27 protein-coding genes are annotated in these 23,909 nt (G+C 59.7%); 25 read left to right on the top strand and 2 right to left on the bottom strand.

The window, feature by feature from the left end:
• Positions 1–171: 171 nt before the first annotated feature.
• A complete protein-coding gene (trxC, locus tag AC1DSG_RS01115; protein WP_477789196.1) occupies positions 172–606 on the top strand; it encodes a thioredoxin TrxC in 435 nt (144 codons plus the stop codon).
• Between the two features lie 132 nt (positions 607–738).
• Here the strand turns inward: trxC and AC1DSG_RS01110 are convergent, their stop codons facing one another.
• Positions 739–1,509, bottom strand: a complete 771-nt coding sequence (locus AC1DSG_RS01110; protein WP_477789195.1) for a ParA family protein — start codon at positions 1,507–1,509, stop codon at positions 739–741.
• A gap of 356 nt (positions 1,510–1,865) precedes the next feature.
• Here AC1DSG_RS01110 and AC1DSG_RS01105 point away from each other — a divergent pair, with 356 nt between their 5' ends.
• The 19 genes from AC1DSG_RS01105 to AC1DSG_RS01015 all read left to right on the top strand — a co-directional run bounded on the left by AC1DSG_RS01105 (position 1,866) and on the right by AC1DSG_RS01015 (position 19,484).
• Positions 1,866–2,591 (top strand): beta-ketoacyl synthase chain length factor, encoded by a 726-nt coding sequence (locus AC1DSG_RS01105; protein ID WP_477789194.1) that lies wholly within the window; start codon positions 1,866–1,868, stop codon positions 2,589–2,591.
• Positions 2,567–3,379 (top strand): lysophospholipid acyltransferase family protein, encoded by an 813-nt coding sequence (locus AC1DSG_RS01100; protein WP_477789193.1) that lies wholly within the window; start codon positions 2,567–2,569, stop codon positions 3,377–3,379. The genes AC1DSG_RS01105 and AC1DSG_RS01100 overlap by 25 nt, the downstream gene beginning before the upstream one ends.
• Entirely contained in the window at positions 3,357–3,632 is a 276-nt protein-coding gene (locus AC1DSG_RS01095) for a phosphopantetheine-binding protein (RefSeq protein WP_223520010.1), read from the top strand. The genes AC1DSG_RS01100 and AC1DSG_RS01095 overlap by 23 nt, the downstream gene beginning before the upstream one ends.
• Positions 3,633–3,641: 9 nt before the next feature.
• Positions 3,642–3,896: an acyl carrier protein gene (locus AC1DSG_RS01090; protein WP_007947135.1), complete on the top strand. Its 255-nt coding sequence runs from the start codon at positions 3,642–3,644 to the stop codon at positions 3,894–3,896.
• Positions 3,893–4,438: a COG4648 family protein gene (locus AC1DSG_RS01085; protein WP_477789192.1), complete on the top strand. Its 546-nt coding sequence runs from the start codon at positions 3,893–3,895 to the stop codon at positions 4,436–4,438. Before AC1DSG_RS01090 ends, AC1DSG_RS01085 begins: the two co-directional genes overlap by 4 nt.
• Positions 4,435–6,114 carry an ApeI family dehydratase gene (locus AC1DSG_RS01080; protein ID WP_477789191.1) on the top strand — a complete coding sequence of 560 codons (1,680 nt, stop codon included), beginning with the start codon at positions 4,435–4,437 and terminating at the stop codon, positions 6,112–6,114. Before AC1DSG_RS01085 ends, AC1DSG_RS01080 begins: the two co-directional genes overlap by 4 nt.
• Before the next feature lie 163 nt (positions 6,115–6,277).
• A complete protein-coding gene (locus AC1DSG_RS01075; protein ID WP_477789190.1) occupies positions 6,278–7,012 on the top strand; it encodes a glycosyltransferase family 2 protein in 735 nt (244 codons plus the stop codon).
• The gene (locus AC1DSG_RS01070) at positions 7,009–7,956 is read left to right on the top strand and encodes an LpxL/LpxP family acyltransferase (RefSeq protein ID WP_477789189.1); all 948 of its coding nucleotides are present in this window, start codon (positions 7,009–7,011) and stop codon (positions 7,954–7,956) included. The genes AC1DSG_RS01075 and AC1DSG_RS01070 overlap by 4 nt, the downstream gene beginning before the upstream one ends.
• Positions 7,937–9,481, top strand: a complete 1,545-nt coding sequence (locus AC1DSG_RS01065) for an HAL/PAL/TAL family ammonia-lyase (RefSeq protein ID WP_477789188.1) — start codon at positions 7,937–7,939, stop codon at positions 9,479–9,481. Before AC1DSG_RS01070 ends, AC1DSG_RS01065 begins: the two co-directional genes overlap by 20 nt.
• A complete protein-coding gene (locus AC1DSG_RS01060) occupies positions 9,474–9,899 on the top strand; it encodes an acyl-CoA thioesterase (RefSeq protein ID WP_477789187.1) in 426 nt (141 codons plus the stop codon). The genes AC1DSG_RS01065 and AC1DSG_RS01060 overlap by 8 nt, the downstream gene beginning before the upstream one ends.
• 167 nt (positions 9,900–10,066) lie before the next feature.
• A complete protein-coding gene (locus tag AC1DSG_RS01055) occupies positions 10,067–10,633 on the top strand; it encodes an outer membrane lipoprotein carrier protein LolA (RefSeq protein WP_477789204.1) in 567 nt (188 codons plus the stop codon).
• A complete protein-coding gene (locus AC1DSG_RS01050; protein ID WP_477789186.1) occupies positions 10,617–12,959 on the top strand; it encodes an MMPL family transporter in 2,343 nt (780 codons plus the stop codon). The genes AC1DSG_RS01055 and AC1DSG_RS01050 overlap by 17 nt, the downstream gene beginning before the upstream one ends.
• The gene (locus AC1DSG_RS01045) at positions 12,956–14,116 is read left to right on the top strand and encodes a cation:proton antiporter (protein WP_477789185.1); all 1,161 of its coding nucleotides are present in this window, start codon (positions 12,956–12,958) and stop codon (positions 14,114–14,116) included. The genes AC1DSG_RS01050 and AC1DSG_RS01045 overlap by 4 nt, the downstream gene beginning before the upstream one ends.
• Positions 14,103–15,350 carry an NAD(P)/FAD-dependent oxidoreductase gene (locus tag AC1DSG_RS01040; protein ID WP_477789184.1) on the top strand — a complete coding sequence of 416 codons (1,248 nt, stop codon included), beginning with the start codon at positions 14,103–14,105 and terminating at the stop codon, positions 15,348–15,350. The genes AC1DSG_RS01045 and AC1DSG_RS01040 overlap by 14 nt, the downstream gene beginning before the upstream one ends.
• Positions 15,351–15,399: 49 nt before the next feature.
• Positions 15,400–15,882 carry a hypothetical protein gene (locus AC1DSG_RS01035; protein ID WP_477789183.1) on the top strand — a complete coding sequence of 161 codons (483 nt, stop codon included), beginning with the start codon at positions 15,400–15,402 and terminating at the stop codon, positions 15,880–15,882.
• Positions 15,879–17,075 (top strand): beta-ketoacyl-[acyl-carrier-protein] synthase family protein, encoded by a 1,197-nt coding sequence (locus AC1DSG_RS01030; protein WP_477789182.1) that lies wholly within the window; start codon positions 15,879–15,881, stop codon positions 17,073–17,075. Before AC1DSG_RS01035 ends, AC1DSG_RS01030 begins: the two co-directional genes overlap by 4 nt.
• On the top strand, positions 17,072–17,533 hold the full coding sequence (locus tag AC1DSG_RS01025) for a hotdog family protein (RefSeq protein ID WP_477789181.1): 462 nt from the start codon (positions 17,072–17,074) through the stop codon (positions 17,531–17,533). Before AC1DSG_RS01030 ends, AC1DSG_RS01025 begins: the two co-directional genes overlap by 4 nt.
• Positions 17,530–18,258 carry a 3-oxoacyl-ACP reductase FabG gene (gene fabG, locus AC1DSG_RS01020; RefSeq protein WP_452624633.1) on the top strand — a complete coding sequence of 243 codons (729 nt, stop codon included), beginning with the start codon at positions 17,530–17,532 and terminating at the stop codon, positions 18,256–18,258. Before AC1DSG_RS01025 ends, fabG begins: the two co-directional genes overlap by 4 nt.
• Positions 18,258–19,484 carry a beta-ketoacyl-ACP synthase gene (locus tag AC1DSG_RS01015; protein ID WP_477789180.1) on the top strand — a complete coding sequence of 409 codons (1,227 nt, stop codon included), beginning with the start codon at positions 18,258–18,260 and terminating at the stop codon, positions 19,482–19,484. The genes fabG and AC1DSG_RS01015 overlap by 1 nt, the downstream gene beginning before the upstream one ends.
• 120 nt (positions 19,485–19,604) lie before the next feature.
• Here the strand turns inward: AC1DSG_RS01015 and AC1DSG_RS01010 are convergent, their stop codons facing one another.
• Entirely contained in the window at positions 19,605–20,519 is a 915-nt protein-coding gene (locus tag AC1DSG_RS01010) for a LysR family transcriptional regulator (RefSeq protein WP_477789179.1), read from the bottom strand.
• Positions 20,520–20,813: 294 nt separating this feature from the next.
• On the opposite strand from AC1DSG_RS01010, the gene AC1DSG_RS01005 reads away from it, so the two are divergent.
• From AC1DSG_RS01005 to queC, 5 genes are all read left to right on the top strand, one after another.
• Positions 20,814–21,419: an iron-containing redox enzyme family protein gene (locus tag AC1DSG_RS01005; protein ID WP_477789178.1), complete on the top strand. Its 606-nt coding sequence runs from the start codon at positions 20,814–20,816 to the stop codon at positions 21,417–21,419.
• Positions 21,419–22,315: a DMT family transporter gene (locus AC1DSG_RS01000; RefSeq protein WP_477789177.1), complete on the top strand. Its 897-nt coding sequence runs from the start codon at positions 21,419–21,421 to the stop codon at positions 22,313–22,315. Before AC1DSG_RS01005 ends, AC1DSG_RS01000 begins: the two co-directional genes overlap by 1 nt.
• Positions 22,316–22,334: 19 nt before the next feature.
• Entirely contained in the window at positions 22,335–22,646 is a 312-nt protein-coding gene (locus tag AC1DSG_RS00995; protein ID WP_477789176.1) for a (2Fe-2S) ferredoxin domain-containing protein, read from the top strand.
• A gap of 29 nt (positions 22,647–22,675) precedes the next feature.
• The gene (locus tag AC1DSG_RS00990; protein WP_477789175.1) at positions 22,676–22,954 is read left to right on the top strand and encodes a DUF6953 family protein; all 279 of its coding nucleotides are present in this window, start codon (positions 22,676–22,678) and stop codon (positions 22,952–22,954) included.
• 253 nt (positions 22,955–23,207) lie between these two features.
• A complete protein-coding gene (gene queC / locus AC1DSG_RS00985) occupies positions 23,208–23,906 on the top strand; it encodes a 7-cyano-7-deazaguanine synthase QueC (protein ID WP_477789174.1) in 699 nt (232 codons plus the stop codon).
• Positions 23,907–23,909 lie beyond the last annotated feature (3 nt).

Below are 23,909 nucleotides of genomic sequence, written 5' to 3'. Positions count from 1 at the left end.
ATGAGTTAATCACAGGAATTTTTTATCGCAAGTTGCGATACATCTAAGCAGACCAACGGTCTCAAACAGATCCTTTCCCTCAGCCTAGTTTCAATGTCAGCCACTGCATGATTGAAAATATGAGCAAACGTCTCCAACTAGGTGTTATCAGCTTCCCATTGGATCTTGCTCATGACCGACCCACTCCTCATCCCCTGCCCCCACTGTAACGGCCTCAATCGCATCCCCGCCGAGCGCCTCGACGACCATCCAAAATGTGGTCGCTGCAAAGCCGAGGTCTTGCTGAGCAAACCGTTCGAACTGATGCAAGGCGATTACGCCAGCCAGATCAAAGGCGATCTGCCGTTGCTGGTGGACGTGTGGGCGGAGTGGTGCGGGCCGTGCAAGTCGTTTGCACCGGTGTTCGAGCAGGCGGCTGGTCAGTTGGCGGGCAAGTGCCGGTTGGCGAAACTGGACAGCGAGGCGAACCCGCAGTTGTCGGCGCAGTTGGGGATTCGTTCGATTCCGAGTCTGATTCTGTTCAGGAACGGCCGGGAAGTGGCGCGCCAGAGCGGGGCTTTCCCGTTACCGCAGCTGATAAGTTGGTTGCGGAGCCAGGGGATATAAAAACCACCACCAATCAAATGTAGGAGCGAGCCTGCTCGCGATAGCGGTGTAACAGTCAAAATTGATGTCGACTGACACTCCGCTATCGCGAGCAGGCTCGCTCCCACAGTAGTTCGGTGGCGTCAGCAGGAATCAGGCACTTTCCAGCAGTTTGTGCAGCTCGACGAATTGCTGGGTCAGCTTGTGCCGGGGGTCGAGGTGGATCAGTGGCGTGTTGGCCTGGTGGGATTCGCGCATACGCACTGAACTGGCCAGGTAAACCGGCAATACCGGCAAACCTTCGGCGATCAATTCGTCGAGGATTTGCTGGGGCAGGCTAGCACGGGCCTGGAACTGGTTGACCACGATGCCTTCGACTTCCAGGCCTTCATTGTGGTCTTCCTTGAGTTCTTCGATTTCCGCCAGCAAGCCGTACAACGCCTGGCGCGAGAAGCTGTCGCAGTCGAAGGGGATCAGCACGCGATCTGCGGCAATCAACGCCGATACCGCATAGAAGTTCAGCGCGGGTGGTGTATCCAGGTAGATCCGGTCGTAATCTTCCCCCAGCTCCTCAAGCAACTTACGCAGCTTGTTGATCTTGTGTTTGGCTTCAAGCTTGGGCTGCAAATCGGCCAATTCGGCGGTAGCGGTGACCACGTGCAGGTTGTCGAAGGGCGTTTCGTAGATGTCGACCTGGCTTTTCTTCGAAAACGGCCCGGAGGACAGGGTTTGCTTGAAGAAGTCGGCAATGCCCATCGGGATATCACTGCCGGTGAGGCCTGTCAGGTATTGAGTGGAGTTGGCTTGGGCATCGAGATCCACCAATAAGGTGCGATAGCCCTCACTGGCGCTGACCGCCGCCAGATTGCAGGCAATACTGGATTTGCCCACGCCACCTTTTTGATTAAACACCACGCGCCGCATGTCAAAACCTCTCCGTGTTTCAAAGTATGACCGAGTGTAGTGTTCCAGAGCATCGCTTAGCTACCTCGACGGAAAGGGACTACACGGTCAATTCCAATCTCCACATGAAAAAACAGCAATAACTTCCATTGATCCGTGTAACGGCCGACAGCCATGAACTTCACGCTGTGGATAATGGCTAACCGATACTTTTTGCCGAATCGGACGGTACATATGATTGCGCAAAATGTAACCAGCATTTGCTACGCACCCGTAGCACCGGGATAATGCGCACCACTCGGCGCTAAGCGTCACGTAAGGTCTGTCGCTGTCTGTGCGACTCACCGCGTCAAAGAAGCCCCGCTGGGGCGGGATGTATGTCTGTGATCAACTTCAACATCGCCCAATGGCGCGCGTGGGCTCCCGGGCTCGAAAGCGTGGACGATTGGCAGGCATGGAGCCGACAACCGGTCGTGCTTGCGAGCAGCAATGCCGCCCCCGATGTGTCGTTTCTGCCCGCCATGCAGCGCCGACGACTCAGCCGTTTGGCGCGAATGGCATTCAGTGTTGGCTGGCCCTTGGCCGATGGCCGCCTTAACCTACCGTTGGTCTTTGTTTCCCGTCATGGCGAAACGCCACGCACGTTCGAAATCCTCAGCGATCTGGCAGCCGACCAACCGTTGTCACCGACTCACTTCAGCCTGTCCGTCCACAACGCTGTCATTGGCCTTTGGTCGATCATGCGTGGAGAAACCAGCGAAATGACGGCCCTCGCCGCAGCCGGCGACGGGCTTGAACACGGCATGCTAGAGGCCGCGGCGATGCTGGACGAAGGCGCGCCTGCCGTCCTGCTGATTGTCACCGAAGAACAACCACCCAGCGCCTACGAGACCTGGATCAACGATGTGCCGTTTCCCTATGCCGTCGCGCTGTTGCTGACCCCCGGTACCGACTGGCAGCTGTCCCTGAACAGTACGACGCAAAGGTTGTCCAACGCCCACTGGCCCCATGCCCTGAACCTGTTGAGTACCCTGCTCGGCCAGCAAACCACCTGCCAACATGCCTGGAAGAATCGCGTATGGACTTGGCATCGCACCCTGTGACCGAAAAAAACCGCGATGCCTATTACTGGCGTCTGCTGGCCACTGCCGCAAGCTTCACCCTGTTCGGGTTGGGCGGCCTGTGCCTGCGGCTGGTGGTTTTCCCGTTGCTCAATTGCCTGCCCGGTGATGCCCAGACCCACCGTCTGCGCGCGCGACAAACCGTCAGCCGCTGTTTCTGGCTTTTTATCCGCTTCATGGCCCGCACCGGCGTCCTGACCTACGACATCCAGGGTGCAGAAAGGCTCGGTCGCCCCGGGCAAATGATTCTCGCCAATCATCCGTCGCTGATCGATGTCGTGTTCCTGATTGGCCTGGTACGACACGCCAACTGCGTCGTCAAACAAAGCCTCTGGGAAAACCCCTTTACCCGTGCCCCGCTACGCCGCACCGAATACATCAGCAACGACGGCAGCATGGACATGCTCGACGCGGCTGCCGACGCGTTGAAAAGCGGTCAGACCTTGATCATCTTTCCCGAAGGCACTCGCACTCAACCTGGCGAGCCACCGGCCTTTCATCGGGGGGGCGCGGCAATCGCCCTGCGAGGTGCGAAAATCCTGACCCCGGTGATCATCAAGGTCAGCCCGACGACATTGACCAAGGCCGAGCCCTGGTATCGGATCCCGAAACGCCGCGTGCACTTCAGTTTCCGCGTCGGGGCCGATATAGACCCACAAGCTTTCGCCGCGAGTGGCCCGCCCCCTCAGGCTTCGCGCAAGCTCAACGATTATTTGCATACTTACTTTATTAAGGAGCTCGCCGAAGATGAGCGATCTGCACACGAATAGCCTGGTACTGGAAATCAAAGAACTGATCATCGATGCCCTCGGCCTTGAAGACATCAGTGCCGATGACATCGACAACAATCAGGCGCTGTTCGGCGAAGGCCTGGGTCTGGATTCGGTGGACGCTCTGGAACTCGGCCTGGCGATCCAGAAAAAATACGGCATCAAAATCGATGCCGACGCCAAAGACACCCGCAATCACTTCACCAACGTGGCGAGCCTTGCGGCGTTCGTCACTGCAAAACAGGCAGCTTGAGACCGGACCATGCAAACTCGTGACGACATTTTCAACACCCTGCGTGATGCCTTGGTCGAACTCTTCGAGCTGGACCCGGCACGCGTGAGCCTCGAATCGAACCTGTATCAGGATCTGGAAATCGACAGTATCGACGCCGTCGACCTGATCGATCACATCAAGCGCCAGACCGGAAAAAAAATCGCCGCCGAAGAATTCAAATCGGTGCGTACCGTCAGTGACGTGGTCGAGGCGGTCTATCGCCTGGTTCAACCCGCCGCATGAGCCGACTGATCGGCCTTGGCCTGCTGCTCGCGGGCCTGTTGTACCCCTTCGCGGTGTATTTCGGCATGGAGCATTTTGCTCCATGGCAGTTCGGCCTGCTGTTGGGCAGCCTGTGGCTGGCTCGGGCGTTGTTCGGTACGCGCCATCCCGGCAGCCTGTGGATGGCGACCATCACGATAGTTTTTTGCCTGTTGCTGGCGTTGTTCGACAGCCCGCTGTTGCTACGCTGGTACCCGGTGCTGATCAGCACGTTCATGCTCGGGCTGTTTGGCCTGAGCCTCAAATTCGGCCCGCCGATGGTCGAACGCCTGGCGCGCCTGCGTGAACCGCACCTGCCGGCCAGGGCCATTGTTTATACGCGCCAGGTGACGATTGTCTGGTGTGTGTTTTTCATCTTTAACGGCTTGCTCGCCGCCGCCCTGACCCTATGGGCGCCGCTGAGTTGGTGGATGTTGTACACCGGCCTGCTTTCCTACGGTTTGATGGGCCTGCTGTTTGCCATTGAATGGCTGATACGACAACGGGTACGAGGCCACTCATGAATTGGATAAAGCTTGAGCAATTGTTGCTCAAGGCTCAGCCGGAGCGTGCCGTAACGGCCGAACCGGCGTTGAATCATGCACAACTGTGCGATCAGGCCCTGCGCCTGGCGGCCGGCCTGCAAGCCCAAGGTGTGCAGCGCATCGCCGTGCACCTTGAAGACGCCGCCGACCTGGCGATTGCCCTGCTCGGTGCCTGGCGTGCCGGCGCCAGCGTGCTGCTGCCTGCCGACCTACAACCGCAGACGCGCCAGCGCTGGTCCAGCGAAGTCGACCTGTGGCTGACCGATCTGGCCGATGACGTACACCTGAGGGATTACCTTCACCCGCCTCTCACGGGTGCCGCACTGGATTTGGACACCTGCCAGCTGAGCCTTTGCACCTCCGGCTCCAGTGGCGAACCCAAGCGTATCGACAAAACCCTGCGCCAAGTGGCCAATGAAGTTCAAGCGCTGGAACAGCTCTGGGGCGCGGACCTGGGCGAGGCGTACATCATCGGTAGCGTCGCCACCCAACACATCTATGGCCTTTTGTTTCGGGTGCTGTGGCCTTTGTGCGCCGGGCGGGGGTTCGTGCGTAGGCAACTGGCGTTCCCCGAAGACTTGCAGCGCACCAGCCGTGAACACCTGGCCTTCGCCTGGGTCGCCAGCCCGGCGCTGCTCAAACGCATGGGGGACAACCTCGACTGGCCAGCCTTGAGCGCCGTACGACGGGTGTTTTCCTCCGGCGGCGCGTTACCCGCCGAGGCTGCGCAGAGCCTGCACCAACGCCTGCAACAATGGCCGACAGAAATTTTCGGCAGTTCGGAAACCGGCGGTATTGCCTGGCGTCAGGGTAGCGATCTCTGGCAGCCGTTTGCTGATGTCGAGTTGAGCCAGGACAGCGACGGCGCGCTGCTGATCAAGTCTGCGTACTTGCCAGCCGGTCACCTCGAACACACCGCCGACGCCGCACGAATCGCTGCCGACGGCCGTTTCGAACTGTTGGGACGACTGGACCGGATCGTCAAACTGGAAGAGAAACGCATCTCGCTGCCCATGCTGGAAAAAGCGCTGATGGACCATGACTGGGTCGCGGAAGCACGCCTCGGCGTGGTCCAGGAAAACCGCGCCTCGCTGGGCGCGCTGCTGGTACTGAGCGAATCAGGCCTGCATGCCTTGCGCAATCAGGGACGACGCACGCTCACACAGGAACTGCGTCAGCACCTGAGCCAGCATTGCGAAGCCCTCGCCCTGCCACGGCGCTGGCGATTGCTGCGGCAATTGCCCCTGAACGCTCAGGGCAAACTGCCTCAGGCCGATGTCGAAGCCTTGCTGCTGGCGYCCCGCGTCAAGGCGCCCGAAGTGCTAGAACAGGTCGAAGTCGAGGGCGAGTGGAGCCTGCAATTGGCGGTCCCGCCGGACCTCGCTTATTTCAGCGGCCACTTTCCACAAACACCGGTACTGCCCGGCGTGGTGCAGGTGGAGTGGGCGCTGCGCCTCGGCCAGCAATTGATGGACCTTCCGGCTAAATTCGCCGGCATGGAAGTGCTGAAGTTCCAGCAACTGGTGCGCCCGGGCGACGAAATCCAGCTGCACCTGCGTTTTGACCCGGAACGCAGCAAATTGTATTTCGCCTATCGCAATGAGGCCGCCACCTGCTCCAGTGGGCGGATTTTGCTGGAGGCGGCCTGTGGATAAGTTGAAGCCCCCTGTAGCAGCTGCCGAAGGCTGCGTCCGAGTGCGAAACGCTCGCATCGACACCACCTCACCTATTCCGGGAAACCGCACATACCGGTTTACGACCGCTTCGCGGCCGGACGCAGGCTTCGCCAGCTGCTACAAGGTTGAGGTGTGACTCCGTATGCATAGCCCCTGCGCCGTAATCCCGGTCTACAACCACGAAACCGCCATCACCACGGTGGTCGACGCGCTGATCGCCGGTGGCCTGCCGTGCATTCTGGTGGACGACGCCAGCGATCCACCCTGCGCCAAAGTGCTCGACCATCTCGCCCAGCGCGAAAGGGTCAACCTGATCCGCCTCGCCACCAACCAGGGCAAGGGCGGCGCCGTGATGACCGGCCTGCGCGAAGCTTCACGTCTGGGTTTCAGCCACGCGTTGCAAGTGGACGCCGACGGTCAACACGACCTGCAAGACGTGCAGCGCTTTATCGAACAATCACGCGCCCACCCGGACGCGGTGATCTGCGGGTACCCGCAATTCGACGCCAGCGTGCCCAAAGGACGTTTGTACGCCCGCTACCTGACGCACGTGATGGTCTGGATCAACACGCTGTCCTTGCAGATTCGCGACTCCATGTGCGGCTTTCGCGTCTACCCATTGCCGCCCACCCTGGCGCTGATCGACTCGGCGAAGATCGGTAAGCGCATGGACTTCGACTCGGACATCCTCGTGCGGCTGGCCTGGCGCAACCTGCCGATGCAATGGTTGCCGACTCGGGTTCATTACCCGCTGGATGGCGTCTCGCACTTTCGCCTGTTTTACGACAATGTGCTGATTTCCAGCATGCACACGCGGCTGTTTTTCGGCATGTTGTTGCGGGCTCCGGTGATCCTCTGGCGACGGTGGCGAGCATGAGCAGTGACGTAGAGAAGAAGCACTGGGCGGACCGCCAGGAGAGGGGCAGTTTCTGGCTGATGAAGCTCACCGCGTTCGGCGCCAAAGTACTGGGGAGGCGGCTGTTGAGTCCGCTGCTGTACGGCATCGTCCTGTACTTTTTCCTGTTCGGGCGCAGCGCTCGCCAAAGCGCCTGGCAATACCAGCAACGTCTCGCCGACTGGAGCGCTCGCCCTGAGTTGCGCCCTACCCATTGGCGCGTGTTCAGCCAGTTCATGGCGTTCGCCGACTCCATGCTCGACAAGCTCGACGTATGGAACGGCAAGCTGAGCATCGACCAGATTGAAATCATCGACCCGGCACTGCTGCGCAATCAACTGCGTGGCAGTCGCGGACAGATGCTGGTGGGCGCGCATCTGGGCAATCTTGAGGTCTGCCGCGCACTGGCGGAAATCGGCGAAAAAGTCACGATGAACGTGCTGGTCCACACCAAACACGCGGAGCAGTTCAACCGTTTGCTCGGCGAGGCCGGTGCGACCAATCTGCGCCTGATCCAGGTCAGCGAACTGGACCCGGTCATCATGCTGCAATTGTATGAGCGCCTTGAGCGCGGCGAATGGCTGGCGATGGCCGGTGACCGCGTGCCGCTGCACGGCGGACGCAGCGTGCACGTGGATTTTCTCGGTCATCCGGCGGCCTTCCCTCAGGGACCGTGGTTGCTGGCCGGGCTGCTGAAATGCCCGATCAGTCTGTTGATGTGCCTGAAGAAACCGTCGGGTGAATATCGCGTGACCCTCGAACCGTTTGCCGAGGCCGTGGTGTGGAAACGTAGCGACCGTGAACAGGTCATTCATCAGTGGGCGTCCCGCTACGCCGAGCGACTGGGTCACTATTGCCTTGAAGCGCCCCAACAATGGTTCAACTTTTACCCTTTCTGGAAGACCGATGACGACGCCAACGCATGAGCCGGTAACCTTCGGCGAACTCCCTTTGCGCATCGAAGACGTACTGGCCCTGGCCAATCGTCAGGTGCCGACGCAGTTGCAGGGCGATCCCGCGTACCGCGAGCGTATCGCCAAGGGCGCGCGATTTCTCGACTCCCTGCTGGACAAGGAAGGCGTGATCTATGGCGTGACCACCGGTTATGGCGACTCCTGCGTGGTCGCGGTGCCGCTGCATCACGTCGAGGCGCTGCCCCGTCATCTGTACACCTTTCACGGCTGCGGGTTGGGCAAATTGCTTGATGCCCAAGCCACTCGCGCAGTTCTCGCTGCGCGCTTGCAGTCGCTGTGTCACGGCGTGTCCGGAGTGCGCGTGGAGCTGCTGGAACGCCTGCAAGCGTTCCTCGAACACGACATCCTGCCGCTGATCCCGGAAGAGGGTTCGGTGGGCGCCAGTGGCGATCTGACGCCGTTGTCCTACGTCGCCGCGACCCTGTCCGGCGAGCGTGAAGTGATATTCCGTGGTGAACGCCGACTCGCTGCCGATGTCCACCGCGAACTCGGTTGGCAGCCATTGGTGCTGCGCCCCAAAGAAGCGCTGGCCTTGATGAACGGCACCGCGGTGATGACCGGTCTTGCCTGTCTCGCCTTCGCCCGTGCCGATTACCTGCTGCAACTGGCCACGCGCATCACCGCGTTGAACGTGGTGGCGTTGCAGGGCAACCCGGAACACTTCGACGAACGCCTGTTCGCTACCAAACCGCACCCGGGACAGATGCAAGTCGCCGCATGGTTGCGCAAGGATCTGGCGATCGACGCACCGACCGCGCCGCTGCACCGCTTGCAGGATCGCTACTCCCTGCGTTGCGCCCCGCACGTCCTCGGTGTATTGGCGGACAGCCTGAATTGGCTGCGCTCGTTTATCGAGATTGAACTCAACAGCGCCAACGACAATCCGATCATCGACGCCGAGGCTGAGCGCGTGCTGCACGGCGGGCATTTCTACGGCGGTCATATCGCGTTCGCGATGGATAGCCTGAAGAACCTGGTGGCCAATGTCGCCGACCTGCTGGACCGTCAACTCGCCCTGCTGGTGGACGAGCGTTACAACCATGGCTTGCCGAGCAATTTGTCCGGCGCCAGCGCTGACCGGGCGATGCTCAACCACGGCTTCAAGGCCGTGCAGATCGGCACCAGCGCCTGGACCGCCGAAGCACTGAAAAACACCATGCCGGCCAGCGTGTTCTCGCGCTCTACCGAATGCCACAACCAGGACAAAGTGAGCATGGGCACTATTGCCGCCCGCGATGCGATTCGCGTGCTGGAGCTGACCGAGCAGGTCGCCGCCGCGACCCTGCTTGCAGCCAACCAAGGCGTGTGGCTGCGCAGTAAGGCCGAAGACGCTCGCCCGTTGCCGCCGGCCCTGGCCGCCATGCACGAAGAGCTGGCCAAGGACTTCCCTCCGGTCATCGAAGATCGTGCCCTGGAAGGTGAATTACGCCTGTGCCTGAAACGAATTGCCGAGCAACACTGGAGGCTGCATGCGTAGCACGGGAGTACTTCACACCGATACGGAAATCCTCGTGCCGTTCTTTGACGTCGACACCATGCATGTGGTCTGGCACGGCCATTACGTCAAGTATCTGGAAGTCGCCCGCTGTGCGCTGTTGGACAAGATCGGCCACAACTACACGGCGATGGCTGAGTCGGGCTACGCCTGGCCGGTGATCGACTTGCAACTGCGGTACGTGCGCGGCGCGATGTTCGGCCAGAAATTGAACGTGCGCGCCAATCTGGTGGAGTGGGAGAACCGGTTGAAGATCAACTACCTGATCAGTGACCTGGAAACCGGCGAACGCCTGACTCGCGCCAGCTCGGTGCAGGTTGCTGTCGACATGGCCAGCCGCGAAATGCAGCTGGCCTCACCGAAGGTCTTTACCGACGCCGTCGAAAGGACGCTCGCATGAACCTGCTGACAACCCTCTGTAGCAGCCTGCGTTCGACCTGTAGCAGCTGGCGAAGCCTGCGTCGTCCGGTCCGCGCTCGGGCGCAGCAGACGCCCGGCGTTGTTTTACGACGGCTTCGCCGCCGGACGCAGCCTCGCGGGCTCGGCAGCTGCTACCTGTTTGTGGTGATGCTGGGCTTTTCTTCGTGGGCGCAGGCGTTTGATTTGCAGCAGTTGAGCGATCAACTGGCCAAACCGGAGGTGGTCCACGGCCACTTCATCCAGGAAAAACACCTGCGCGCCCTGCCCCAGCCGCTGACCAGCAAGGGATCGTTCGTCCTCGCGAAAAATCATGGCCTGCTGTGGCTGCTAAGAACCCCGTTGCAACAGGATTACCGAATCACCGCCAAAGGCATCGCCCGGCGTGACGTCAGTGGTTGGCAGATGCTGCCGAGCAAAAGTGCAGGTGCCGAGCAGAACCGCTTGTTCCTCGCCGTTCTGCAAGGCGACAGCAGCGGATTGCAGCGTGACTTCGAACTTTCAATGAGCGGCGATGCGCAGAACTGGAAGCTGACGTTGATTCCACGTTCGCTGTTGCTCAAGCAGGTGTTCAACCAGATCAACATCACCGGTGGCGAATTGGTGAGCACCATCGAACTGCTGGAAACCCAAGGCGACAGCACGCTTTTGCGCATGCAGGACAGCACCAGCGCCCAACCGTTGAGCACTACGGAGCAACTTGACTTTGCCGAGTGAACGCAGGCTGCCATGGCTGTTCCTGATCCTGCTGCTGGCGGTGCTCGCGCTCGCCGGATGGCAATGGCGTGACGGCGCACCGCTGTCGGCCAACCTCATGGAACTAGTGCCGGGCACGGCGCCGGACGCGCTGGAACTGCGTGCCGAACAACGCATGCAAGAACCGCTGAACCGCGAATTGCTGATGCTGGTCGGCCATAAGGATCGTGAGCAAGCCATCGCCATGGCGCAGAAACTCGGCGAACAATGGCAGGCCAGCGGTTTGTTCGAAAAGGTCCAGTGGACCCTGCAAGCGGACTTGCCTGCGTTACGCACACAACTGCTGCAAGGCCGATTGGCGATGCTGTCCGAGGCGGATCGCCAGCAACTGATCGAACACCCCGACGCCTTCATCCAGCAGCGGGTACAGGCGCTGTTCGACCCCTTCACCGGGTTCAGCCTGGTGCCGAGCCAGGATGACTGGCTGGGCCTGACCGGGCGCATCCAGAACAGCCAGCCACAACGCGGCACCGTACAACTGGACATCGGCAGCGGCGCGTTGATCGCCGATGCCGACGGCAAGAACTGGGTGTTGCTGCGGGCAAAAACCACCGGTAATGCGTTTGACATGAGCCTGCCACTGCAAGTGGCCGACCTGCTTGTACGCAGCCGCGAACAAGCGGCTCAGTCCGACGTACAACTGCTGGCGGCCAGCGGATTGCTCTACGCCGCCAGTGGTCAGCAACAAGCCACCCGCGAGATGACATGGGTCGGTGGCGGCGCCACGCTGGGCATTCTGGCCATGCTGTTGCTGGCCTTCCGGCGCTGGCGGGTGTTGCTCGCGTTTGTTCCGGTACTGGTGGGCATGCTGTTTGGCGCGGTGGCCTGTGTGGCGATCTTCGGCCATATGCATGTGATGACGCTCGTGCTCGGTTCCAGCCTGATCGGCGTGGCCGTCGACTATCCGCTGCATTATTTGTCGAAAAGCTGGAGCCTGAAACCTTGGCACAGCTGGCCCGCGTTGCGCCTGACGCTGCCGGGCCTGACGTTGAGCCTGATCACCAGTTGCATCGGCTACCTCGCGCTGGCGTGGACACCGTTCCCGGCCCTGACCCAAATTGCCGCGTTCTCCGCGGCCGGTTTGCTCGGTGCCTATCTGTCCGCTGTCTGCCTGCTGCCGGCACTGCTCAAGGGCGTCGATATACGTCCGGCGCAATGGCCGCTGCGCGTCTGTGAATCGTTGCTGAGTCTGCGTGACGCGGTGCTCAGACATTTCAACACGCCGGTACTGCTGGCACTGCTGATTGCCTTCTGCGTGGGCGGCCTGCTGCAACTCGAAAGCAAAAACGATATACGCCAGTGGATCGGCGCACCACAGCAATTGACGGACGAAGCCCGGACCATTGCGCGCATCACCGGTTTTCAACCGACCAGCCAGTTTTTCCTGGTGCGCGGTGCGAATCAGCAGGAGTTGCTGGAGCGTCAGACCGCGTTGAGCGAGCGCCTGGATCAACTGGTTGGCCTGGAAAAACTCCAGGGTTACCTGTCGCTGAGTCAGCTGGTCAGCCAGCCGAGCGATCAGCAACAAGTGCGTGACGCGTTGAGCAAACTGCCGCAGTTCTGGCAGCCGCTGCTCGACGTCGGCGTGCCGGCAGAAGCGCTGCACGCAGAGTTGACGAAATTGCAGGCGTTGCCCGCCGAAGACATCGACGCCGCACTGCTCGGTCCGCTGGCTGAGCCCTATCGCCCACTGTGGCTGGGACCGACTGATGACGGTGGCGTGGCGGGGATGGTCAGCCTGCAAGGCCTGAACGACCCTGCCCTGTTACGCGTTCAAGCGTTGGACTTGCCAGGCGTTGAACTGGTCGACCGTCTCGGCGAATTGAACAGCGTTTTCGCCGCGACACAGATCAGCGCAGCAGAGCTCAAACTTGCCTCCTGTGCGTTAATCGTATTGGTGTTGATGCTGCCATTCGGTCTCGGTGGCGCCCTGCGCATCGTCGCCCTGCCATTGCTCGCAGCGCTGTGCAGCCTGGCCAGTCTCGGTTGGCTGGGGCAACCACTGACGCTGTTCAGCCTGTTTGGCTTGCTGCTGGTGACGGCGATCAGCGTCGATTACGCGATCCTCATGCGCGAACAGGTCGGCGGCGCGGCCGTGAGCCTGCTGGGCACCTTGCTGGCGGCGCTGACCACGTGGCTGTCGTTCGGTTTGCTCGCGGTATCAAGTACACCGGCAGTCAGCAATTTTGGTCTGTCAGTGAGCCTGGGCCTGGCTTTCAGTTTCATCCTGGCGCCGTGGGCGGGACGACATGTCCACAGCGTTCCGGTCGCGGAGTCGGCAGCATGATGATCGCCCTGTTTTGGCTGATGGCCCTCGCGTTGTTCGCCGTAGCCACCCGTGTCGGTCGTCATTTCGGACTGATTCCCATCGTCAGCCAGTTGTTGCTGGCCACTTTCGGCCTGCCGCTGCTGATGTACCTCTGGATCGAACCCGGTTGGCAGCTCAGCGGCGCTGAACTGATATCGCCGACATGGCTGAAAAATTTCTACAGCCTGAGCTTTGCCTTGCTTTTGGGGCACATTCTCAGTGACGTGATCGACCTGCGGCTGGATCGCCAGAGCCTGAAAATCGCCCTGCCGAGTTTTTGCATTCCGTTCGCGGGCGGGCTGGCGACGGCGGTCTGGTTGCTCCCCCCACAGCCGTGGATCAGTTCATTGGCAGTGGGTCTGGTATTCGCCATCACCGCGATCCCGGTGTTGTATTTGTACCTGCGACACATCAACTACCCGCCCGATGCCACCCGGCGTCTGGTGCAGACCGCGATCCTCATCGACCTGGCGTGCTGGACGCTGTTCGGACTCGCTCAGGGCAGCCTGCACGTAAGCAGCCTGCTGCTGCCATTGGCCGGTGCTTGTCTGCCGGTGCTGCTGCGTCTGCTCGGTTTGCGTCAGGCGTTGCTGCACAGCGGTTGCTTCTTCGCACTGCTGGTAATCGCCGAGCACTTCAAGCTCAATGCACTGATTTTCGGCATCGGTTATCTGCTGTGCATGGCGGCGTTGAAAGTGCCGTTGGTGTGGCCAATACCTGCGCTCTGGATGAGCCGTTTGCAAACCTGGATCGCCATTCCGCTGATCCTCACGTTCGGTATCGTGCAGATCAACGTACACGCCGCCATCACCAGCCTGAGCTGGCTACAACTGGCCGCCCTGCTGCTGTTGCCGATTGCCAGCAAACTGCTGGGCAACTGGCTGGGTCTTGGTTGGGCCGGTGCCTCCTTTGAAGGCGCCAGCCGTTGGCGGGAAAGCCTGCTGCTGAATATTCGTGGTTTGAGTGAGATCGTTTTTCTGAATCTGTTGCTGCAACTACAGCTCATCAGCCCCGCGCTGTACTTTGCGCTGATGGTGATGGGCCTGATCGCGACGTTGCTGCCGGCACTGGCCGGTATGCACACTCCCCCTTTGAACATCGCCGCCCCGGCAAGGAGCCCTCGTGCCAACAGTTGAAATGCAACGTCGACAAGTCGTCGTCATCGGCGCGGGGCCTTCGGGTGCCATCGCTGCCGCGCTGCTCAAACGCAACGGTCACGATGTTCTGATGATCGAACGCCAGCACTTCCCACGGTTTTCCATCGGCGAAAGCCTGTTGTCGCATTGCCTGGATTTCGTTGAAGAAGCCGGCATGCTCGATGCCGTGAATGCTGCCGGATTCCAGTTAAAAAACGGCGCCGCATTCGCCTGGGGTGAGCAGTACAGCGCCTTTGATTTCGGCGACACTTTCAGCCATGGCAAGCCGACCACCTTCCAGGTGCAGCGCGCTGACTTCGACAAACTGCTGGCCGATCAAGCAGCGCTGCAAGGCGTGGAAGTTCGTTACGGCGAAGCCATCGTCAGCGTCGATTTCGACTTGCCGAAACCGCAACTCGACGTGCTGCGCGAAGACGGCAGCCAGTACCACGTCGAAGCGGATTTCGTGTTGGATGCCAGCGGCTACGGTCGTGTGCTGCCGCGTATGCTGGATCTTGAAGCACCGTCGAACTTTCCGGTGCGCCAAGCCGTGTTTACCCACATCGAAGATCACATCGACAGCCCGGCCTTCGAGCGGGAAAAAATCCTCATTACCACACATCCCATCCATCGCGATATCTGGTTCTGGACCATCCCGTTCAGCAACGGTCGTTGCTCGGTGGGTGTGGTCGCGGCCGCCGAACATTTCGAAGGCCGCATGGAGAATCTGGACGAATGCCTGCGCGGGTTCATCACTGAAACCCCAAGCCTGGCCGGTGTCCTGAAAAACGCTGTGTGGGACACACCCGCACGAACCATCGGCGGCTACTCGGCCAACGTCAAGACCTTGCACGGTCCGGGCTTTGCGCTGCTCGGGAACGCCGCGGAATTCCTCGACCCGGTGTTCTCCTCCGGCGTGACCATCGCCATGCGTTCGGCGAGCATGGCCGCTGGCGTGTTGCATCGCCAACTGCAAGGGGAAAGCGTCAACTGGCAGACCGAATTCGCCGAACCGCTCAAGCGTGGCGTCGACACCTTCCGTTGTTATGTCGAAGGCTGGTACGCCGGGACCTTCCAGGATGTGATCTACCATCCGGGCAGCTCGCCGGACATCCGCCGCATGATCAGCGCGATTCTCGCCGGTTATGCTTGGGACGAGCGCAACCCGTTCGTCAGTGAACCCAAGCGTCGGCTGCGGGTGTTGTCAGAACTCTGCGCAAAAGATGTCACATGAATGACAGAACCGCCTGTTTGCGGCGCAACACCCTTGAAGGTAATGCCTGATGACCCGTTTTCTGCTCCTTGGGTGCCTGCTGTTGCTGAGCGCTTGCGCCGGCCGGGCACCGCTGCCCGAGCACCTGCCAAACCTGACGTTGCCCCTGCAAATGCACATCCAGCGCCTGGAGGCTGACCAACGTCAGGACTGGGTATTGGTGATCCAGCATGAAGACGCGGGCCTTCGCTGGTCGATGATGGACTTGCTGGGCATTCCACAGGCGCGTCAGGTTCTGATCGACGGCAAGTGGCAGGCCGACGGCCTGTTGCCGCCCAACCCGGAAGCCCGGGAGCTGTTCGCCGCGCTGCTGTTTGCGCTGACCCCTAAAGATGAACTGTCGGGCAACTATCCCACCGCCTGGCAGCACGGCCGGCAACGTTCCCTGCCCAAGCGTTGGGAGGTCAGTTATTCACAACCCATGAGCTTTGAATTGAACCTGCCCAAGGGCCCCCGGTATCAAGTCACGCCGCTGAGTGGGGAGACGCCATGACGGCTTATCTGAACGCCCTTGGTGTGATCTGCGCGTTGGGGCGTGGTAAACCGCAAGTCGCCACCAATCTGTTTGCCGGCGATTGCTCAGGTCTGCGTACCGAAACCGGCTGGGTACCGGAGCGTGCCTTGCCAGTGGCGGCGGTGAGCGGAGAACTGGCACCGATCCCGGTTGAGCTGAAAAAGCAAAACACCCGCAACAACCAGTTGTTACTGGAAGCCGCGCTGCAAATTCGCGAAGAGATTGACCAGGCGATCCAGACTTATGGCCGCGATCGTATCGGCGTGATTCTGGGCACCAGCACATCGGGCATCGATGAGGCCAGCCGTGGATTGGCCCATTACATCCGCGAGCATGAATTCCCTGCCGAGTACGACTATCAGCAACAGGAACTCGGCGCGCCGGCCAACTTCCTGGCCGATTGGCTGCAATTGAGTGGCCCGGCCTATGTGATTTCCACCGCCTGCACCTCCAGCGCACGAGCGCTGATGAGTGCCCAACGGCTGCTGGATCTAGGCTTGTGCGACGCGGTGTTGTGCGGCGGCGTCGACAGTTTGTGCAAACTGACCTTGAACGGTTTCTCGGCCCTGGAAGCGGTGTCCGGGCAGCGCTGCAATCCGTTTTCGGTCAACCGCAACGGCATCAACATCGGCGAGGCGGCCGTGTTGTTTCTAATGAGCAAAACCGCCGGAAATGGCCGGGCCATCGCCCTGCTCGGCAGCGGCGCCAGTTCCGATGCGCACCATATTTCTGCGCCGGAACCGACCGGCCGGGGTGCCTTGCAAGCCATGAACAAAGCTCTGAACCGGGCCAACCTGCAACCGCAACAGATCCATTACCTGAACCTGCACGGCACCGCGACCCAGCATAACGACGCGATGGAAAGCCTTGCCGTGACGGCGCTGTTCCCGCAAGGCGTGCCCTGCTCGTCGACCAAGCCGATGACCGGTCACACCCTCGGCGCTGCCGGCGCCCTGGAAGTCGCGTTCTGCTGGCTGAGCCTGAGCCCGGACAACCGCGACCACGCCCTGCCACCCCACATCTGGGACGCCCAGCCCGACCCGCTGCTGCCCGCCTTGCATTGGGTGACCCCGGCCACTCGCCTGACGTCCATTGCACCCCGCTACCTGATGAGCAATTCCTTTGCCTTCGGTGGCAACAACGTCAGCCTGATTATCGGAGACGCCCCATGATTGACTGGCCGCTCGCCGAACTGCTGCCCCACGCTGGCGACATGATCCTGATCGAACAGATCCTGGCGTTCGATGAAGAGCAGATTCACACCCGTCTGACCGTCAGACCCGGCGGCCTGTTCAACAATAGTGATGGCAGCCTGCCAGCCTGGATCGGCATCGAACTGATGGCCCAGAGCGTCGCCGCGTTTGCCGGTTGCCGTGCGCGCCAGCGCGGTGATGCAGTGGAGTTGGGCTTTCTGCTCGGCAGCCGTAAATTCGAATGCAACGTCGAGCACTTCCCGGCCGGCATCGAGCTGACCATCCACGGTATTCGCTCGCTGGAAGACGAAAATGGCATGGGCGTGTTCGAATGCCATATCAACGCCCCCGGCATCCACGCCAGCGCCCGCCTGAACGTCTATCGTCCGCCTCAGGCCGCGCAATATCTTCATGAACCCGAAGGAGTCCAGTCATGACTGAATCCGTACTGGTCACCGGCTCCAGCCGTGGCATCGGCCGCGCCATCGCCTTGCGCCTGGCCCAAGCCGGGCATGACATCGTGCTGCATTGCCGCAGTGGTCTGGCGGACGCCATCGCCGTGAAAGGCGAAATCGAAGCCCTGGGCCGCAACGCCCGCGTCCTGCAATTCGACGTGTCCGACCGTGCCAGCTGCAAAGCCATTCTCGAAGCCGACGTAGAAGCCCACGGCGCCTATTACGGCGTGGTGCTCAACGCCGGACTGACGCGTGACGGTGCATTTCCGGCGCTGAGCGAGGATGATTGGGATGTGGTGATGCGCACCAACCTCGACGGTTTCTACAACGTGCTGCACCCGGTGATGATGCCGATGATCCGTCGTCGCGCCGCCGGGCGAATTGTCTGCATCACCTCGGTTTCCGGTTTGATCGGCAATCGTGGACAGGTCAACTACAGCGCCTCCAAGGCCGGTCTGATCGGCGCGGCCAAGGCGCTGGCGATTGAATTGGGCAAGCGCAAAATCACTGTCAATTGTGTCGCACCTGGCCTGATCGACACCGCCATGCTCGATGAAAATGTGCCCGTGGAAGAACTGATGAAAATGATCCCCGCACAACGCATGGGCACCCCTGAAGAGGTGGCGGGCGCGGTAAATTTCCTGATGTCGGCGGAAGCGTCGTACATCACCCGGCAGGTTCTGGCCGTCAATGGAGGCCTGTGCTGATGAAGCGCGTTGTCGTCACCGGCATGGCCGGCATCACCTCGCTGGGCAGCGACTGGGAAACCATCGCCGGCCACTTCGCCGCCAACCACAGCGGCATTCGCCGCATGGACGAGTGGGATCGTTTCACCGAGCTCAACACGCGCCTGGCGGCCCCTATCGATGACTTCAAAGTCCCCAGCCACTGGACCCGCAAGCAACTGCGCAGCATGGGCCGGGTGTCCCGACTTGCTGTGGGCGCTGCCGAACAAGCGCTGGCCGATGCCGGACTGCTTGGCGACGAGTCGATCAAGGACGGACGCATGGGCGTCGCTTGCGGCTCATCCACCGGCAGCACCGACGAGATCAAGGCGTTCGGCAACATGCTGCTCAATTCGGTGGCCGAAGGCCTGAACGCCAACTCCTACGTGCGGATGATGCCGCACACCACGGCCGCGAATATCAGCATCTTCTTCGGCCTCACCGGTCGGTTGATCCCGACGTCCAGCGCCTGCACCAGCGGCAGCCAAGGCATCGGTTACGCCTACGAATCGATCAAGTTCGGCCGCTTGCCGCTGATGCTGGCGGGCGGTGCCGAAGAGCTGTGCCCGACCGAAGCCATGGTCTTCGACGCACTCTACGCCACCAGCCTGAAAAACGACGCCCCGCACACCAGCCCACGCCCTTATGACAAGGATCGCGACGGCCTGGTAATCGGTGAAGGCGGCGGCATGCTGGTGCTTGAAGAGCTGGAACACGCCCTGGCTCGCGGGGCGCGTATCCACGCCGAACTCGTCGGCTTCGGCAGCAACGCCGACGGCCAGCACACCACACGTCCAGAGCAGCTCACCATGCGCCGCGCCATGGAACTGGCCCTGGAAGACGCCGGCCTTCAGCCCTCAGACATCGGCTACGTGAACGGCCACGGCACCGCTACAGAACAGGGCGACATTGCCGAAACACTGGCCACCAGCGCGTTGTTTGGCGAACACATGCCAATCAGCTCGCAGAAAAGCTTTCTCGGCCACACGTTGGGCGCGTGCGGGGCGCTGGAATCCTGGTTCAGCATTGAAATGATGAACCGCGATCTGTATGCACACACCTTGAACCTCGACGAGGTCGATCCGCATTGCGGCAAGCTGGATTACCTGCGCGGCGAGTTTCGGCAGATGAGCAATGAATACGTGATGAACAACAACTTTGCCTTCGGTGGTGTGAATACTTCGCTGATTTTTCGGCGCTGGTCGTGACTTAGAACTTCAAGGTCAAGGATATCGTCAGCGTCTACACGCGCAATGAGCGCAAGGCCCCCAAGACCGATGAATGCCACATCGGGTTGCGTTGAAGGGGGTCTGGTGAAGGTGCAGTCATCAGTCTGGTTCTACCTGAGGCGCGCAAGCGCCTTCTTCCAACGCCGCCGGGCCCTCGAACTCAGTCTGCAGTAGCGCCAAAAACGCCTCCCGAGCGGGGTGTCGACCTGCGTTTTCATGCCAATAAAAAAGGTTGTCGATACTCGTCAATTCCGGGAACTCATATCCTTGCCAACCCGCACTTTGGCGGTATTGCTCATAGATACCGCGAGGTACCAGCGCAACGCCGGCACCGGCACTGACGCAACCCACTATGGTGCCGTAGCTTGCAATGCTGACGATCGGCAACACCTGATCATGGCGCAACAGCCACTGCTCCAGCGCCAACCGGTAAGGACAGCCCGGGGGCCACATGAAAATTTCCTTACCTTGCAGATCCGCTGCTTTGCGTAATGGCCCATGCGACTCGGACGCGATGAGAATCAAATCTTCCCGGTACACCACTGCCCGCTCGAGACCGGGGCGTTCAATGTTCACCGCCACGATCACCCCATCAAGTCGGTGATGCTGAACGTCGTCCAGCAGTTGAGCCCAAGTGCCAGTGCTCAACTCCAGCGATACCTGCGGGTAAAGCGCATGGTACTTGGCCAATAACCGTGGCAACCGCCCCGTAGCACTGGATTCAATGGCGCCAATGCGCAGAGGACCGCCAGGCGTATTGGTGGGCGCTACCGCGCGTTTAGCTTCTTCAGCCAACCCCAGGATTTTCGTCACGTAATCGAGAAAAACCACCCCGGCAGGAGTGATCTGCAACCCTCGACCCTCGCGGAAAAACAGCGGTGTACCCAGCTCTCGCTCCAGGGACTTGAGTCGTGCGGTGATATTGGACGGCACGCAGTGCAACAACTCGGCGGCGCGCGCGATGCTGCCGACGTCATAAACCGTCTTGAACATACGCAGTTGGGACAATTCCATCGTTCACCCACAGTGAATGGACAGCTCAGTTTAAGTCACTTGTAGTAAACACTGGTGTTTTTGATACTTCAACCGGCGCACGTTGCAGTGCGTCGTTGCCCTTTCCTATCCCTCGATAAACAGGAGTTTTCATGGAGTTAGTTGAGCGGAAAATCCAGTCCCTAGCCGAAAGTGTTTTTACCCACAAAGCCTTGGATAATGCGTTCTATCGACGGTGGATGGGCTGCTCACTGCCCCTCGCCGACGTTGAGGTGTTTGCTCGAAACTACCTGGCCCGTACCACAGACTTCTCGTATGGTTGCCCTATCATTTATGGGCACTGACGACCTGTATGCTCAAGTCGAAATCGTCAAAAACTTGTACTCCGAAATGGGCTACGGCAACCCGGAAAAGGCCCACCTTGCCTTACTGGAAAGTTACCTCATCGACCTTCTCAGCCGTCTCGCTGATCGGCCGTACAGCATGGACGAACTCACGGCTTTGCCTGTGCTGGAAAGCACCCACACGTTTAGCCGCGAACAATTGAGTCTTTATACCGACGGTGGCCATAACAACAATCCACGCCATGTGCTCGGCACGTTGCTGGCTCAAGAGTGGCAGGCCTATTCGATGCTCACCCGTTTGTACGAAGKGGCACTCAACTATAAGCACCTGTACGCCAATAACGACGATTTTCATGAGCACTGCGAGTACTTCTACATCCACATCGGGGATGCAGAAAAAGAACACAAGATTCAGGCGGTGAAAGCAGCCACTCAAGAATGCACCACCGACCGGGACATAGAGGAAGTCAGCGCTTCGTTCAACAGCTTCCTGAACATCACCGAGCAGTACTGGGACGGTATAGCCCGTGCCATGCCCAGCATGCAAAATCGGGCCGCGTCCAAGGTTACGGCTTAATGAATAAAAGGCCCGGCAAAAAAATCGCTTTGGCGGTGATTTTTGTAATCCTTTGCTGGGCCTATTCCCCCATTGGAATTCACATCGGGCTAAAGGCCTATGAGCCCGGTCATCTCGCGCTGCTGCGATTTCTCATCGCATCAACGTTCATGGCTGGCGTTGCATTGGTGATGCGTATTTCCCTGCCTCGCCTGAAAGACTTGCCACTGCTGGCGGTGCTGGGGTTCTTTGCCGTCAGCCTGCACCACATAGCCCTGAACAACGGCCAACAAGGTGTTAGCGCCGGGGCCGCCAGCGTACTGGCACAATCCACGCCGCTGTTCAGCACGTTATTGGCACATTTCGCGTTCAAAGATCGGGTCAACTGCTGGCAATGGATCTGTGTGCTATGCGGGCTACTCGGCGCCGCGGTGGTAGTCACCGGGGATAGTGGTTTTGGTGAACTGGACGCGCATGGGCTGTTGATTCTGTTGGCGGCGTTGTCCTGGAGTCTGTATTTCGCCTTGCAAAAACGCCATTCCCATCGTTATGACGGGTTGACGATGGTGTGTTACACGATTTGGTCAGGCACGGTACTGCTGCTTGTTTATGTCCCGGGGCTGTGGAACCAAGCACAAAATGCCTCAACTTCGGTCAACCTCGCGGTGCTCATTCTGGGCATCTTCCCCAGCGCCCTCGCGTACCTCGCGTGGGCATACGTACTGGCGCAGAGCAATGTGAGCCGCGCGTCCATTTCGCTTTACCTGATTCCCCCCACAGCGATGTTGATGGCCTCGTTAGTTCTGAGTGAACGCCCTACTGCCATGGTCATCACTGGAACGGCCATTGTGCTGACGAGCGTACTCGCCCTCAATCTCGAACCCTCTAAAGCCGCAGTTCCTGTCGACAAAGTTTGAACAGAGGTCGTAACCACCTATGAATGACGCAGAAAATCCGACCCTGGCCTACGAACACCATGTGTTGATTTGCACCAATCTGCGCCCCGATGGGCGCCGTAGTTGCTCGGGCTCAGGTGCTCATGAACTGCTCAGCGCAGCAAAACGCAAGCTCGCCAAAATGGGTGAACCGGGAACATCGCGCGCCAACGCATCGGGCTGCCTAGGCCGCTGCGACCACGGCCCGGTCATGGTGATTTACCCCGCTAATTTGTGGTTCTCATGCAAGACGCCGCAACAGGTTGAACGCATTCTCGATCAACACCTTTTGCGCCCCGATCAGCAATTTTGAACGAATGGCCTTCAGCAGGAATCCACGCCATGACCTGGACAGATGAAGACATGTGCATCGCCCAGTGGATGCTGGCCGAATACCGAAAACTGAACTTTCTACCGCAAGCCCTCGCGGCGCGGGAGATCCGTCTGATGTTCGGCGAAGCTTATGTATACCAAAACCGCCACGGAAACTGGGCCGTAAACAAGCCGATACTCGAAGCCTTCAAAACACTGACTGCTGAGTACGTGGTATGGAGCCGAAGCTTTCAACTATGGAGGCCAAGAACCGCACAAGATCCGACTGGCACGCGCGTGAGCCGCTGACAAAATATCCCGACGGATGCGATGCAGCAGGATTCCTGGCCTCGCGAAACATCTGAGTGCCCCTCCACGCCTGCGGTGCACTGGAGTCCTGGTGTGAATACTTCGCTGATATTTCGGCGCTGGTCATAAGCAACGAACAGACAAAAACGGAAAGCGGAGTACTCTATTTCGGAAACGTCCCACAACCAGAATTGAGGCTTTGCGCTAGGTTCAATGCCCCGTGATACGTCGGGGCCACAAGGAAGAAGGAACCATGACTAAAAAGGCCGTAATTGTTTTCAGCGGTGGGCAGGACTCCACCACCTGCTTGATCCAGGCGTTGCCGCTATACGATGAAATCCACTGCATTACGTTCGACTATGGCCAGCGCCACCGCGCGGAAATCGAGGTGGCGCAGCAGCTGTCGAAACAACTCGGCGTGACAGCGCACAAGGTACTGGACACTACGATGTTGAATGAACTGGCTATCAGTAGTTTGACGCGTGTCAACATTCCAGTACTTGGCGTGGACGGTTCTGGAGATAACCTGCCAAGTACTTTCGTACCCGGTAGAAATATTCTGTTTTTAACCTTGGCCTCTATTTATGCCTATCAAATTCGGGCCGAGGCTGTCATCACAGGTGTTGGCGAGACGGATTTCTCTGGCTACCCGGATTGTCGTGATGAATTTGTCAGGACTCTGCATAAAGCCATCGAGTTGGGTATGGACTACCAGCTGCGGATTGAAACGCCGCTCATGTGGTTGAACAAGGCAGAAACATGGGCTCTTGCCGAGCAGCATGGAATGCTTGAATTGATTCAGCACCAGACACTGACTTGCTACAACGGAATAATTGGAACTGGATGCGCGAATTGCGACGCGTGCAATCTTCGAGCGAAAGGGCTGAATGAGTTTATGGAGAACAAGGCTACGGTTATGGCAAGTTTGGAAAACAAACAAAAGATCAAATAGTAA

Source organism: Pseudomonas sp. P5_A12 (assembly GCF_056400685.1).
The sequence above is the reverse complement of the archived record's forward strand: the minus strand, read 5'-3'. Positions and strand labels throughout refer to the sequence as shown.

Coding starts and splice junctions, on each gene's coding strand:
- trxC (WP_477789196.1), top strand. CDS start 172: ATGACCGACCCACTCCTCATCCCCTGCCCCCACTGTAACGGCCTCAAT.
- AC1DSG_RS01110 (WP_477789195.1), bottom strand. CDS start 1,509: ATGCGGCGCGTGGTGTTTAATCAAAAAGGTGGCGTGGGCAAATCCAGT.
- AC1DSG_RS01105 (WP_477789194.1), top strand. CDS start 1,866: ATGTCTGTGATCAACTTCAACATCGCCCAATGGCGCGCGTGGGCTCCC.
- AC1DSG_RS01100 (WP_477789193.1), top strand. CDS start 2,567: ATGGACTTGGCATCGCACCCTGTGACCGAAAAAAACCGCGATGCCTAT.
- AC1DSG_RS01095 (WP_223520010.1), top strand. CDS start 3,357: ATGAGCGATCTGCACACGAATAGCCTGGTACTGGAAATCAAAGAACTG.
- AC1DSG_RS01090 (WP_007947135.1), top strand. CDS start 3,642: ATGCAAACTCGTGACGACATTTTCAACACCCTGCGTGATGCCTTGGTC.
- AC1DSG_RS01085 (WP_477789192.1), top strand. CDS start 3,893: ATGAGCCGACTGATCGGCCTTGGCCTGCTGCTCGCGGGCCTGTTGTAC.
- AC1DSG_RS01075 (WP_477789190.1), top strand. CDS start 6,278: ATGCATAGCCCCTGCGCCGTAATCCCGGTCTACAACCACGAAACCGCC.
- AC1DSG_RS01070 (WP_477789189.1), top strand. CDS start 7,009: ATGAGCAGTGACGTAGAGAAGAAGCACTGGGCGGACCGCCAGGAGAGG.
- AC1DSG_RS01065 (WP_477789188.1), top strand. CDS start 7,937: ATGACGACGCCAACGCATGAGCCGGTAACCTTCGGCGAACTCCCTTTG.
- AC1DSG_RS01060 (WP_477789187.1), top strand. CDS start 9,474: ATGCGTAGCACGGGAGTACTTCACACCGATACGGAAATCCTCGTGCCG.
- AC1DSG_RS01055 (WP_477789204.1), top strand. CDS start 10,067: ATGCTGGGCTTTTCTTCGTGGGCGCAGGCGTTTGATTTGCAGCAGTTG.
- AC1DSG_RS01045 (WP_477789185.1), top strand. CDS start 12,956: ATGATGATCGCCCTGTTTTGGCTGATGGCCCTCGCGTTGTTCGCCGTA.
- AC1DSG_RS01035 (WP_477789183.1), top strand. CDS start 15,400: ATGACCCGTTTTCTGCTCCTTGGGTGCCTGCTGTTGCTGAGCGCTTGC.
- AC1DSG_RS01030 (WP_477789182.1), top strand. CDS start 15,879: ATGACGGCTTATCTGAACGCCCTTGGTGTGATCTGCGCGTTGGGGCGT.
- AC1DSG_RS01025 (WP_477789181.1), top strand. CDS start 17,072: ATGATTGACTGGCCGCTCGCCGAACTGCTGCCCCACGCTGGCGACATG.
- fabG (WP_452624633.1), top strand. CDS start 17,530: ATGACTGAATCCGTACTGGTCACCGGCTCCAGCCGTGGCATCGGCCGC.
- AC1DSG_RS01015 (WP_477789180.1), top strand. CDS start 18,258: ATGAAGCGCGTTGTCGTCACCGGCATGGCCGGCATCACCTCGCTGGGC.
- AC1DSG_RS01010 (WP_477789179.1), bottom strand. CDS start 20,519: ATGGAATTGTCCCAACTGCGTATGTTCAAGACGGTTTATGACGTCGGC.
- AC1DSG_RS01000 (WP_477789177.1), top strand. CDS start 21,419: ATGAATAAAAGGCCCGGCAAAAAAATCGCTTTGGCGGTGATTTTTGTA.
- AC1DSG_RS00995 (WP_477789176.1), top strand. CDS start 22,335: ATGAATGACGCAGAAAATCCGACCCTGGCCTACGAACACCATGTGTTG.
- AC1DSG_RS00990 (WP_477789175.1), top strand. CDS start 22,676: ATGACCTGGACAGATGAAGACATGTGCATCGCCCAGTGGATGCTGGCC.
- queC (WP_477789174.1), top strand. CDS start 23,208: ATGACTAAAAAGGCCGTAATTGTTTTCAGCGGTGGGCAGGACTCCACC.